Below are 13020 nucleotides of genomic sequence, written 5' to 3'. Positions count from 1 at the left end.
GACTATGAAAGGGGCAAATCTGGGTGAATTTGAAGAAATAGCTTTACTCACCATTTTGGTTTTAAAAGATGATGCCTACGGAGTAAGCATTAAGCGCGAAATTAATGAGCAAGGGAAAAGAAATATAAGCAGAGGCGCTTTACACACTGCCCTCTCTCGCTTGGAAGAAAAAGGGCTATTGACTTCGAAACAAGGCGAAGGTAACGAAGACAGAGGTGGAAGGCCTAAGCGCTATTACGAGGTAACCAATAAGGGCTTGGTTGCTTTGCAGGAAGCCAAAGAAGTTCGCGACCAATTGTGGAGTCAAGTACCGGCTTTCCGTCTACAATAAACCCTTTAAAACATGCGCATCGTTCCTCCAAAACTATACACCCGGCTTTTTGAAGCCTTCTGCAAGCCTACTCTTCATCAAGAGCTTCAAGGTGATTTAGAAGAAGAATTCAACTTCAACCTAAAAGAATTAGGAGAGAAAAAGGCCAAAGCCATCTACCGTAAAGAAGTGCTTAAAATGCTTCGCCCTTCTGTGATTAGAAAACCTAAAATCATTGTCAACATGTTCAGAACCTCATTATTTCAAATTCATTTAAAGCTGGCCTTCCGTAACTTGTGGCGCAATAAGGTATTTAGTGCCATTAATATTTTCGGGCTTGCTGCGGCCATCACGGTAAGTATGTTTGCTTTGAATATTATTTACGCAGGCCTGTCTGTTGATACGCAACATCCGCATACCGAAAGATTATACAGAGTCATTAGTAAGATCGATCGAATAAATGGTGTGCAATCTCTCGAAGCTTCAACCTCCCCACTCTTAGGGGATAAGTTACGAGAAGACTTGCCCGAAATAGAAGTATTAACTCAAATCAGGCCATACTATTCTTATAATGATATAATAAACGGAAACTCTTTATCCCTCAAGCTGCTATCAGTAGATGAGAATTTTTTTGAGGTTTTTCATTTTAAAACTATTGCCGGAGACCCAAAAGCTGCGCTGAAAGACAGGTCTGGTTATATCATTACAGATGAACTGGCGAAGCGCTATTTCCCAAATGAAAACCCAATAGGCAAATCTTTTGGATCTGGTGCTGTAATTAGCGCGGTGATAGAAAGCCCGAAAGGAATCTCACATCTAGATTTTGATATCGTTAAGCTCAGAATCCAAAAACCTATTTATGCCAACCCTAAAGATTATGATCAATTTGAAAGCTGGGATTTTTCTAGTCAAGACTACGTGTATTTAAGAACATTCGCTACTGTCGGTCAGGAACAGCTAGACGATAAACTGGGGATGGTTGCTAAAGAAGTCAACCTCTTAATGAAAGAAAAAGAATATACACTCAATTATCAAAGTCAACAGATAAACGAGATCATGTTTACAGATGAAGTCTATAATTCAATTGGATTCAATGCCCCCAAAGAATTCTTATATATTCTTATCTCGCTGATTACAATTCTACTTTTACTGGCGAGTTTCAATTACAGCAATCTATCTATAGCCAGGGCGATTCAGCGTACCAAAGAAATAGGCATTAGAAAAGTAGCAGGGAGCACAAAGTCTCAAATCATAGGTCAAATCCTAGTAGAGACTATTGTTTTTTCCGTAGCTGCCACATTAGTAGGCTACCTCCTCTATATGTTTTTCATGCCTGATTTTTTAGCCGTAGTGCAAACGGGCAACCTCTTATTCAATCCAAATACAACAACATCTCTCCTCTTGGTCTTCTTAGGTTTTTCTATTGTTGTAGGGTTAATCGCTGGACTTTTTCCCGCCCTTTATTTTGCCAGAATTTCTCCACTCAGCGCGTTCCGGAGTAACATCAAGAGTAAAACCATGTCGCTGATAAATATAAGAAAAGGACTAGTGGTAGTACAACTGACTACTTCTATGTTCTGTATCATGGTAGTTACAGCAGGCTCAGATTTATATAGTTCAATCCTAAACAATAACTGGAATTTTGAGCAAGAAGGGGTTGTAAATCTAGAGGTCGCTATTAAAAATAGACAGTTATTAAAATCTCGATTTGAGCAAATTTCTGGAGTAGTTGGTGTTTCTGCTGTTTCTTCTTTACCCGGTGTCGGCACAATGGGAATGACCATATTAAAACGACCGAACAGTACCGACAGCGCATTTGTTAATTTTTCAGTTGTAGACTCTGATTTTAACAGAGTTTTTGAACCATGGCTATTTGCAGGGAAAAACTTTGAAAGATTATCGTCTGACTCAACACTCACTGAGGTTTGGGTTAACAAGAAACTATTATCTAACCTTAACATTCCACTGGACAGCGCACTTGGTCACACACTTTCTATTCAAAACAATATCTCCCGGTACCAAATCATTGGCATTATGGAAGACTACCTCTTCGATCGTCTCGATGCTCCTCAAATCAAACCAACAATGGTTGCACACGAGAAAATAGATTCCTACCGAAGGTCTCTCGCTATCAAAATAGAAAGTCAAAATATGGCAGCTACTTTAAATCAGCTTGAAAAAGCGACCAAGGAGGTAGATAGTGAAGAGGCCTTCACCCCAATCTTCCTGAATGACTCTATTAAAGAAAGCTATGAAGGATTAAATCAACTGATTAATGGATTCAAGTTCCTATCCATCATTATCATTGCCATTTCGCTCTTGGGCCAATTAGGTATAGCACTCTACAATGCAGAGACAAAAACTAAGGAAATTGGGATCAGAAAAGTACTAGGAGCACGCGTTAAAAGCATTATTCTAATGTTGCTCAGAGGTACACTTATAACTTTGGTCATTTCAGCTTTAATTGGAGCCCCTTTGTCCTATTTATTTTTAAACGAAACTTTTTGGAGCATGGCGGTGGTCAAAACTAGCTTCCATGGACTAGTCTTGGCACAAGGCATTTTACTGTTAGGCAGTTTAGTAGTGTTCATTGTCATTGTCCAAACTTGGCGAGTAGCACAGGCCAACCCTTCAGAGTCTCTCAGAAGTGAATAGGCAATTTGAAGATGGGTGGGTTTGGTGATTTGAAAATATCAGTGTGACCCTCTTTTACCATAATAATCAGTTTCGGTTCAGGACTCCATTCTTTATCTTCCAGAAAAAATAAAGGATGAACACTGAAGACCGCGAACTACATAAAAGAAAGAGCCACCTGTTTATGCTTTTAATGCTAGCAGAAGCAGATAATGAAGATAATCCGCTTGAAGTTTTGTTCATCAATAAAGTAGCTGAGCGATTAGGAATGACTCCTGAAGATGTTCAAGAAATAGACAAAAACCCTGAAAACCTCACGCTGGTTATTCCTAAAACGGAACATGCTCGAATGGAAATTCTTTACGACTTACTATTCTTAATGAAGTTCGATCAAGATGTAGATCAAAGTGAAATTGATTTAGTTCACCGACTTGCTTTCCGAATGGGGTTTCGTCCTACAATGACCCAAGAAATGATTGAAGTAATGAAACAGCACATTGGCCGAAATGTACCTAAAGACAGTATGCTTAATATTATCAGAAAGTACATGAACTGAATAGGCGAAGTAAAAAATATCCTGAGTCAACTTTCCAAAAGTTAAGCTCATCATTTTCTGCATTAGTCAATGTTTCAACTTTTGGAAAGTTCTCGAAACAGCTCAATCAGTCGCAAATCATCCCCGGCATATCGCTATTGAGTTTTGGACTGACATATGGGATACCCAAGTTCAGTCCGCGAAGAATTAGAATTAAGCCGACCAACACCAATAACTTCGGCACAAACTTGAGCCATACGGAAGTGAAATTACTTTTGAACGAAAAGCCCAAATAAGCCGCACCGAGCATCATGGGAAAAGTACCCAAACCGAACAGCGCCATATAGGCTGCTCCTCCATAAAAAGTACCCATTGAAATGGCCGCCACTAAAGCCATATAAACCAAACCGCAGGGTAAAAGGCCATTCAATAATCCCAAACTAAGGTTCGACTTGAAATTATTGGTTTTGAGTAAAGCACCTATTCGCACCTTAATATTCAAGAAAAGCTTCTGAAGGGGTTTGATTTTAATATTGCCAGATAGTTTTCCGTTTAGGAGTAAGGCTCCAATGATAATTGTTGCGCCAGCCAAAACAGATAAGCCTTGTTGCACGCCAGCCATGGAAAGCATTTCGCCAAAAAAGCCTGCAATCGCGCCTAAAAAACTATAGGTAATCATACGACCGCTGTTATAGGCCAAGCGGTTAGCTACCCAAACCTTTTTCTTTTTTTCGTTCTGGGGAACTGCCCAAGCGATGGGTGCGCACATGCCCAAGCAGTGCAGGCTACCGAAAAATCCAAATGCCAGCGCTGTTCCTAGAAGTAGCATTAGAGTACAATATTAAGCTCTTGATAATATTCTGTGCCCTTAGACTTCCATTCAATTTTCACCTTCCAAGCACCAGAGGCAAGGCTTTTCATATCGAAAGTCTGTAAACCAGTCTCATCAAAAACCAAATCAAACTCTTTGTCAAGACGAGCGTTAGCCGAACGGAAAAAAGAAATCTTGCCTTCTTCCATGGCCTTCATTACTGAAAGTGGAAACCTTAGCTCAGCCTTTCTTTCACTTCTTACCAGTTTAAAGTCTGGTTTTTCAGCTAAACCATTTACATTTTTGATACGCTGAATCTGACTTTCATATGCCAGTTCTTGCTCATAATAATTATCAGCTACCAAATAGAAATCGGTGCTAACGCTTACATAAACCAAGGTCACCAGTAGCCCTACAAAACACACAAAGCTGATTACAATCTTTATTCCCCAGTTCATTATTTAAATTTTATTGGCCCTAAAAAGTTGGTCTTCACCTTATCAATTAAATCATCACCTTGAAAAATACCCACGGTAATACTATTCTTATTGCCTTCCATTTCTGACTCAGGCAATCGCACCGTAAACACAGCATCTGCTTTTCCAGAACTCAAAAGTTTTATCTCATTTCCTCCTACTACTTCTATCACACCGCTTTCATGATCAATCAAGCGAAGATGTACATTCATATCGTCTATCGTTTTATTGATCAGCTGGATGCTATAAACATTCTGAATTTGGTCATTCTCCACCTTCTGATAAAGCATTCCCGGTGTCCTTAAAATGGTAGCTTGAATATCTGATCTGCTAGAAACGAAAATGGTTAGTAGTACAATTAGTGCTACCAAAACGCCAGTATAGCCTGCTACTCTTGGCGTGAAAATCCTTTTCTTTCCATCGGCTATGGCACTGTGCGATGCAATACGAATCAAGCCTGTTGGCTTATCAATTTTAGTCATCACATCATCGCAAACATCGATACAAGCAGTGCAGTTTACACATTCCAGTTGTGTGCCGTTTCTGATATCGATTCCTGTTGGACAAACGTGCACACAGAGTTTACAGTCAATACAGTCTCCTTTATCGGCTTGAACTTCCGATTTCTTCATTTTACCTCTCGGTTCACCTCTGATCCAGTCGTACATGACAGCCATTGAATCGCGTACCAAAAGCACCCCTTGAAGTCTTCCGTAAGGACAAATGGCGATGCAAGCTTGTTCTCTTAAGTAAGCAAACACTCCATAAAAAACTGCGCTAAAGGCTATCAAACCAAAGAAACCAGCCAAGTTTTCGCTGGGTGGCTGACTCACAATTTCTTGCACCTTTTCAATACCAATTAAATAGGCCATGGCGGTATGCCCAATCAATACAGCGATGACTACAAAAATACTATGCTTCAATAGTCGTTTTCTGATCTTCTCGCCATTCCACGGCATTTTAGCTAGTTTCCTTTGCTGGTTAGCATCGCCTTCAATCCAATATTCGATTCTACGGAAAACCATTTCCATAAACAGGGTTTGAGGACAAGCCCAGCCACACCATACTCGGCCGAAAACTACGGTAAACAGAATGATGAAAACAAAGAAAGTAATCAGTCCTAGAGCAAAAATGAAAAAGTCTTGAGGCCAAAAAACTGTTCCTAAGATCACGAACTTCCGTTCGAAAATATTCATCATTAAAAAGGGCTGACCGTTGATTTTAATGAACGGACCAGCAAAAAGAATGGTAAGTAAGATTACCGAAACAATTTTACGCGCATTGAAAAACTTGCCTTTTGGTTTTTTCGGATATATCCAAACACGCTTTCCTTGTGCATCTACCGTGGCTATACTGTCGCGGTATTCTTCGTCATATTCGTACAGCTCTTTCATGTCAACCCTCTTTAATTAGCGCACTTTCTATTGCTTCTATTGCTTCGATTCTTCAACATACAATTCACCATCAGGAGGCAATGCACCAGGAGGGTTCGTTCCTCTTAGACTCTTTACATAAGAAGCCACATTTTGAAGACGGATTGGATTGAGTTTACTTTCCCACGCTATCATGGCAGTACTCGGCACACCATTTTTAATGGTCTTATAAATATCGGTCATGCTTCCTCCATGTCTCCAGTAGTCATCGGTGAGGTTGGGGCCAGCTAAACCTCCACCATCAGCTTTATGGCACATACCGCACTGCGCTTCGAAGAACTTCTTACCATCGGCTAATGCTTCAGCGTTATCGTTAAATGGCACGTTATTTTCATCAAAATCGATCACAATAGTTTCTTCCTTTTCAGTTTTAGCGGCCATGGCCATGGCCATTTCAATCTCATATTCCTCTTCTTGCAAAGGTGAAGTTTTAAACACATGGAAAACCAAAAGGTAAATCACGGCATAGACTACTGATAAGTAGAAAAGGGCTTTCCACCAAGGAGGCAAGTGATTATCAAGTTCTTTAATCCCGTCATAATCATGTTCGAGAACAAGGTCTTGCTCTTCTTCCATTGGCCTAAGTGCATTCCACTTGGCCCAAGTTTTAGATAACCAGTTCGGTTCTTTCTCCATGTTCGCCTTTTTTTCTGGCGACATATCTTTGTAAACAACAGCTTTGAGCAGCGAAAGTAAATTCACCGCTAAAAGCATTACCAAAATTGCAACGACAATCAGTAAAACAACCACTACATAAAAGGCTGTAGTAGGAGAAATTCCAGAAGAATTCTCCGTTTGAGCTGCCAAAGGTGTCGTCAATAACATCATTGGAAGCAAAAGGTATTTTGAACTCAGGTTTTTCAGTATTGATTTTATCTTTTCCATGAGCTTAGTGGTTTTCATTTTTAAAATCAGATGGGGTAATTATTGCATCATCAGCAAGAGGAATGTCACTCATTTCCTCCACATAGTCCTTCTTCATTCGCCATACATAAACCATTAGACCAACAAAGAATACGAAGAAGATGGTAAGCGAAATGATCGGCCAAACCTCTACATTATGAATTTTTTCAAAATAGTGCTTGAACATGGCTTAAGGGTTTTGATCGTTTGATTTCACTTTGATATCTGTACCCAACCTTTGCAGGTAAGCAATGAGGGCAACAATTTCAGCTTGCTCAGAAATTTCGATATCGCTTGTCGCTAAATCAGCGGTTATTTCCTTGGCCTGTTTCATCAAATCATCATTTGCCGTTTCTTCATAGCCTTTGGCATAAGGAACTCCAACCCTTCTGAGCGCTTTAATTTTACCAGCTGTTTCGTCTAAGTTGATAGCCTGCGTGAACATCCAAGGATATGGCGGCATAATGGAACCTGGTGAAGTAGACTTAGGATCGAGCATGTGGTTGAAATGCCAAACATTATTGTATTTAGCGCCTACCCTATGTAAATCTGGCCCCGTACGCTTCGACCCCCAAAGGAATGGGTGATCATATACAAACTCGCCTGCTTTAGAGTATTCGCCATAGCGTTCAGTTTCTGATCTAAATGGCCGTATCATTTGTGTATGACAATTGCTACAACCTTCTTTTATATATAAGTCTCTTCCGTGAAGCTCCAAAGGAGTGTAAGGCTTTACACTTTCAATGGTTGGAATATTAGACTTGATCAAGAAAGTAGGCACCATTTCAATGATTCCTCCAATTAATATGGCTACCAAAGTCAGCACAGTAAAAATGACCGGTTTTCTTTCCAAAACACTGTGCCAGTGTCCACCCACAATTTTCTTCTTCTTTTCTAGGGTCGGAGCTTCAGCCGCTTCTTCTGCTTTAAAGCTTCCTTGCTTGGCTGTTTTCACCAAGTTGTAAGCCATCATAATAGCACCAGCTAAATAGAGTACACCACCTATGGCCCTCATCATGTACATTGGCACAATTTGAGTCACCGTTTCTAAGAAGTTAGGGTATTCTAAAAAGCCTTCGGCATTGAAGCTTTTCCACATTAAACTTTGTACCACACCAGCAGTATAAAGTGGCAATGCATATACGATAATCCCCAGTGTACCAATCCAGAAATGCGTATTGGCCAATTTTGTTGAGTAAAGTTTTGTGCCCCACATTCTCGGGATCATCCAGTAGAGCATACCGAAGATCAAGAAACCGTTCCAACCTAAACCACCCACGTGAACGTGTGCAATAATCCAGTCGGTAAAGTGAGCAATCGCATTTACGTTTTTAATCGAAAGCAATGGCCCTTCAAGTGTAGCCATACCATAAGCAGTAACGGCCACTACCATAAATTTTAGAACAGGATCTTCGCGTACTCTGTCCCAAGCGCCTCTTAATGTTAAAAGTCCGTTGAGCATACCACCCCAAGAAGGAGCAAGCAGCATAATTGAAAATACGGTACCTAAAGATTGCGCCCAGTTAGGCAAAGAAGTGTACAAAAGGTGGTGAGGACCCGCCCAGATGTAGATAAAAATAAGCGACCAAAAGTGAATGATCGAAAGTTTATAAGAATAAACTGGCCTGTTGGCTGCCTTTGGCAGGAAGTAATACATTATCCCTAAGAAAGGCGTGGTAAGGAAGAATGCCACGGCATTGTGGCCATACCACCACTGTACTAATGCATCCTGAACACCTGCGTACCAAGAGTAACTCTTGAACATTGTTACTGGAATCTCAAATGAGTTCACCACATGCAAAACAGCAACTGTAACAAATGTGGCAATGTAGAACCAAATGGCTACATACATGTGGCGCTCTCTTCTTTTCAGAATTGTACCAATCATGTTGATACCAAACACCACCCAGATAATTGTAATGGCAATATCAATTGGCCATTCTAGCTCGGCATATTCTTTTGAGGTAGTCATTCCCAACGGCAGCGTAATGACAGCAGCTAAAATAATGAGCTGCCAGCCCCAGAAGTGAATCCAGCTGAGCATATCGCTATACATGCGAGCTTTTAGCAAACGCTGCATAGAGTAATACACTCCCGCAAACATAGCGTTACCCACAAATGCAAAAATCACTGCATTGGTATGTAGCGGACGAATACGACCGAAAGTGGTGAATTGAAGACCGAGATTGGCATCAGGTAAAAAAAGCTGAATGGCCATTAAAATACCCACCAACATACCTATCAGTCCGAAAGCGACTGTGGCGATGACGAAGTATTTAACAATTTTGTTGTCGTACTTGAATTGCTGTAGTTCCATAATTTAAAGGGCGTAGTGATTCCTAAACCTTTGCAAGGTAGATTCAACAGCATAGTTTGAAGGTGACTCGTGTTAGCCAAAAAGATGATATAAATCAGGTTTTGACTGGTCCATTGAGTTATGACTTTAGTTACCAATCAAGTCATGGGTTTATTATCGTGATAAAGGTTTGCTCAGCGAGTGCCTACTCGAGTTTCAAAACTCTTTGTACCTTAACTTTTAAATGAAAACCCTCTCTTATGAAAACTGCTCTGAAGCTTGAAGAAATCGGACTTTTATTGATCGTTTGTCTGATTTATTTTGAATTTTATGAGGGTGGATGGGTGCTATTTGCTAGCTTATTTTTCGCACCAGATTTAGCATTCTTGGCCATTATTGTAAATAAAAAGGTAGCTACTATAGCTTACAACGCTGCCCATCATAAAGGCTTAATTTCACTACTAATGATTATTGGCTACCTGCTCTCCAATGAATTGCTCATTCTTATTGGGTTGATATTTATGGCGCACTCTTGTTTTGATAGAATGCTAGGCTACGGATTAAAGTACTTCGACAGCTTTGATCATACCCATTTGGGTTGGGTGGGAAAGAGCAGGCATAAGAATCTGGAAGTTTAGCTATTGGTTATTAGTTATTAGGGATGAGTTAATTCCAATGAGTTCAATTCATAAAAAGAAGGGAAAATAACTATCTTTAATTTTATTATTGAGGTATGGATCCATTACAACAAGCCGCTTTACTCTACGATGAACTTGATTCACTCAGACCCTTTTCTAAGGATGACGAGCAACGAATTATGCAGAAGTTCAGGCTGGACTGGAACTACCATTCTAATCACCTAGAGGGCAATCAATTGACCTATGGAGAAACAAAAGCTTTGTTACTCTTTAATATTACGGCACAGGGAAAGCCTTTAAAAGATCATCTTGAAATGACTGGCCACAACGAGGCCATCAACTGGATTATTGAAGTCTTAAAAGAAGAAAGACCTTTAACCGAGAGTTTCATTAGGCAAATTCACAAGCTACTGCTTAAAGAACCTTATGAAGTAAAAGCAATTACTCCTGAAGGAAAGGAAACCACCCGCATGATTCAGGTAGGACAATACAAGTCAGCTCCTAATCATGTAAAAACCAAAACTGGCGAAATATTCAGGTTTGCTACTTCTGAAGAAACGCCAGCAATGATGAACGACCTTTTAACTTGGTATGAAAAGGAAAAAGAAACAAAGGATAAAAACGCCATTATTTTAGCCGCTGAATTTCATTACAAGTTTATTCGAATTCATCCTTTTGATGACGGGAATGGACGCTTGGCCAGAATCCTTATGAACTTCATTCTGATGTCAAACCGCTATCCTCCTGTAGTAATTAAAACAGAGGATAAAGAAAATTACTTCAATGTATTGCAACTGGCAGACGCTGGTCAGTTCACTCCTTTTGTAGATTACATCGCCAATAATCTAATTCATTCTTTAGAATTAATGATTCGAGGAGCTAAGGGTGAGGGTATCGAGGAATTAGAAGATATTGATAAAGAGATTTTGTTACTCTCTCAAAAAATAAAATCCAAACCTAGAAAAATAGAGGTATCAAAAAGTCGCGACTCAGTACTCAATATATTTGACACTTCAATCTCAAAACTCTACTCAACTTTTTTACACAGATCTTCAACTTTCGATAGATTCTTTTACGAAAAGGTTGTGAACCTATATCATAATGATAGTCAAAAAATTAGTGGTGGCGATAAGTTTGAACGGCTAAGAAAAGTTATTAGCGATTATTCTCCACAAGTGAACAAGATTAGAATCATAGTATATTTTAGCCAAGCTATTGATTTGGATATGTATGAGTTTAAATATTCTATGGTTATCGAAATATATTTTCACCAAACATACGTGTTTTTTCAAGACTCTAAGTCTAGACAAATTTGTAGAATTCTTTATGGCGAACAATTATCTGATACCGAGATATCCGAGATAATTGGTTCAGAACTGAAAAATCATAAAGAAGCAATTGAAAACTACATGGATACACAAAGCAATAAAAACTTAAAGAAACCTAATATTTAAGTCATTTCGTAGATCAAGAATTATCATACCGCCCTACTAAACAGCTTACCTCTATTTTCTGATTCGTAATATTCATCGAAAAGGGCACAGATGTTTCTCAGGAACATCATGCCTTTTTTGGTTACTTGGTAGTTGAGGCAGAAGCGCTCAATTAAACCTTCATCTACCATTTGATTGAATGCAGTATATTTTTCAGAATTAAGTTCGAGCACATCGCGCATTTGAATACGAGCACTGCAGGCAATATCCAGAATCAATTGTTTAGCTTCCATTTCAGGAACGGTCATCAAATGACCTTTGAACATTGGAAATTCTCCAGCCTCAACTTTTGCTCTGTAGCCTTCCACAGACTTCACATTTTGCGCATATGCCACGCCAATATCAGATATTGAAGATACTCCCAAACCAATCATGAAATTAGTTCTAGATTCGGTATAGCCCATAAAATTCCGATGCAGTCTTCCTTTACTTCTGGCTTGGCAAAGCGGATCTTCAGGCAAAGCAAAATGATCCATCCCTATGGCTTGATACCCCATATCTAGCAACAAGGCCTGACCAAGCATATTCAATTTGTGCTTTTCTTCTCCCTGAGGAATATTTTCTTCAGAATAAGCCCTTTGGCCTGGTTTTACCCAAGGCACATGCGCATAACTATAAAAAGCAATACGGTCGGGCATAAAGGTTTTTACTACATCCATGGTTTGCTTGATACCATAAATGGTTTGAAAAGGGAGGCCGTAAATCAGGTCGAAATTCACAGAAGTATATCCAATTTCTCTGGCTGCTTTGGTTACTTTTTCAATATTCTCTAAAGGCTGTAGTCGATTGATTGCCTTTTGCACTTTAAAATCTACATCCTGCACACCATAACTTACACGGGTAAATCCGACTTCGTAAAGCGCTACCAAATGTTCGTAAGTGGTATTGTTTGGGTGGCCTTCAAAACTGAATTGATAATCGGGGTGAACATCTACCGTATCGAGGATGGACTCCATTAAGTACCGTAAGTTTTCAGGAGAGAAAAACGTTGGAGTTCCTCCGCCTAAATGTATTTCTCTTACCAGTGGTTTTTCACCAAAAAGGTCTAAGTATAACTTCCACTCTTTAAGTAAGGATTCGATATAAGGTAATTCCACTTTATGATTGATAGTAATACGCGTATTGCAGCCACAATAAGTACAGAGTGATTCGCAATAAGGTAAGTGAAGATATAGGCTTATTCCTTCTTCTTTGGTTTGCTGAAAAGAAGCTTTCAACCGCCCTTTATATTCCTCAAGTTGAAAAGCGTTTACATCCCAAGCCGGCACTGTTGGGTAACTGGTGTATCTTGGAACTGGCACATCGTATTTCTTCACTAAATCAATCATTTTTGGCCTCCTTTTCTTTTTTCACGCGGTCTTCAAATAACATTCTCACAGAAGGCGAATAAGTGTCATCGAACTGCCCAGATTTAACTGCCCAGAAAAAGGCGGTTAAAAACGCAATAGCGACAACCAAACTGACCAATATGAGCACGAGAATGACCGACAT

The 13020-nt window shown here is 39.7% G+C and carries 13 protein-coding genes; 5 read left to right on the top strand and 8 right to left on the bottom strand.

The features are described 5' to 3' along the window. The first annotated feature begins 4 nt into the window (after window positions 1-4). From AAC026_RS12820 to AAC026_RS12810, 3 genes are all read left to right on the top strand, one after another. A complete protein-coding gene (locus AAC026_RS12820; RefSeq protein ID WP_339698726.1) occupies window positions 5-331 on the top strand; it encodes a helix-turn-helix transcriptional regulator in 327 nt (108 codons plus the stop codon). A gap of 12 nt (window positions 332-343) precedes the next feature. Then, window positions 344-2965, top strand: coding sequence for an FtsX-like permease family protein (locus AAC026_RS12815; protein WP_339698723.1), 2622 nt, complete (start codon window positions 344-346; stop codon window positions 2963-2965). Between the two features lie 115 nt (window positions 2966-3080). Further along, window positions 3081-3500, top strand: a complete 420-nt coding sequence (locus tag AAC026_RS12810; protein ID WP_339698720.1) for a hypothetical protein — start codon at window positions 3081-3083, stop codon at window positions 3498-3500. A 106-nt stretch (window positions 3501-3606) separates the two neighbouring features. Here AAC026_RS12810 and AAC026_RS12805 read toward each other — a convergent pair whose 3' ends face one another. Genes AAC026_RS12805 through ccoN form a run of 6 tightly spaced genes read right to left on the bottom strand, consistent with a single transcriptional unit; the run spans window position 3607 to window position 9419 of the window. Next, a complete protein-coding gene (locus tag AAC026_RS12805) occupies window positions 3607-4308 on the bottom strand; it encodes a sulfite exporter TauE/SafE family protein (protein WP_339698717.1) in 702 nt (233 codons plus the stop codon). Beyond that, a complete protein-coding gene (locus AAC026_RS12800; RefSeq protein WP_339698715.1) occupies window positions 4308-4748 on the bottom strand; it encodes a FixH family protein in 441 nt (146 codons plus the stop codon). Before AAC026_RS12800 ends, AAC026_RS12805 begins: the two co-directional genes overlap by 1 nt. Beyond that, the gene (gene ccoG / locus AAC026_RS12795; protein WP_339698712.1) at window positions 4748-6160 is read right to left on the bottom strand and encodes a cytochrome c oxidase accessory protein CcoG; all 1413 of its coding nucleotides are present in this window, start codon (window positions 6158-6160) and stop codon (window positions 4748-4750) included. The genes AAC026_RS12800 and ccoG overlap by 1 nt, the downstream gene beginning before the upstream one ends. 36 nt (window positions 6161-6196) lie before the next feature. Next, a complete protein-coding gene (locus tag AAC026_RS12790; protein ID WP_339698709.1) occupies window positions 6197-7084 on the bottom strand; it encodes a cbb3-type cytochrome c oxidase N-terminal domain-containing protein in 888 nt (295 codons plus the stop codon). Window positions 7085-7088: 4 nt separating this feature from the next. Beyond that, window positions 7089-7289, bottom strand: coding sequence for a cytochrome C oxidase Cbb3 (locus AAC026_RS12785; RefSeq protein WP_339698706.1), 201 nt, complete (start codon window positions 7287-7289; stop codon window positions 7089-7091). 3 nt (window positions 7290-7292) lie between these two features. Further along, the gene (gene ccoN / locus AAC026_RS12780; protein ID WP_339698703.1) at window positions 7293-9419 is read right to left on the bottom strand and encodes a cytochrome-c oxidase, cbb3-type subunit I; all 2127 of its coding nucleotides are present in this window, start codon (window positions 9417-9419) and stop codon (window positions 7293-7295) included. A 239-nt stretch (window positions 9420-9658) separates the two neighbouring features. On the opposite strand from ccoN, the gene AAC026_RS12775 reads away from it, so the two are divergent. Both AAC026_RS12775 and AAC026_RS12770 read left to right on the top strand, forming a co-directional pair. Continuing rightward, a complete protein-coding gene (locus tag AAC026_RS12775) occupies window positions 9659-10036 on the top strand; it encodes a DUF4260 domain-containing protein (RefSeq protein ID WP_339698700.1) in 378 nt (125 codons plus the stop codon). Between the two features lie 95 nt (window positions 10037-10131). Next, window positions 10132-11490, top strand: a complete 1359-nt coding sequence (locus AAC026_RS12770) for a Fic family protein (RefSeq protein ID WP_339698697.1) — start codon at window positions 10132-10134, stop codon at window positions 11488-11490. Between the two features lie 23 nt (window positions 11491-11513). Here the strand turns inward: AAC026_RS12770 and hemN are convergent, their stop codons facing one another. Continuing rightward, window positions 11514-12857, bottom strand: coding sequence for an oxygen-independent coproporphyrinogen III oxidase (hemN, locus tag AAC026_RS12765; protein ID WP_339698694.1), 1344 nt, complete (start codon window positions 12855-12857; stop codon window positions 11514-11516). Next, window positions 12850-13020: a cbb3-type cytochrome oxidase assembly protein CcoS gene (gene ccoS, locus AAC026_RS12760; protein ID WP_053223764.1), complete on the bottom strand. Its 171-nt coding sequence runs from the start codon at window positions 13018-13020 to the stop codon at window positions 12850-12852. The genes hemN and ccoS overlap by 8 nt, the downstream gene beginning before the upstream one ends.

It is taken from the genome of uncultured Roseivirga sp. (genome assembly GCF_963973945.1).
Lineage (GTDB): Bacteria > Bacteroidota > Bacteroidia > Cytophagales > Cyclobacteriaceae > Roseivirga.
Note: the sequence above shows the minus strand (reverse complement) of the source record. Positions and strands in the feature narration are given on the sequence as shown.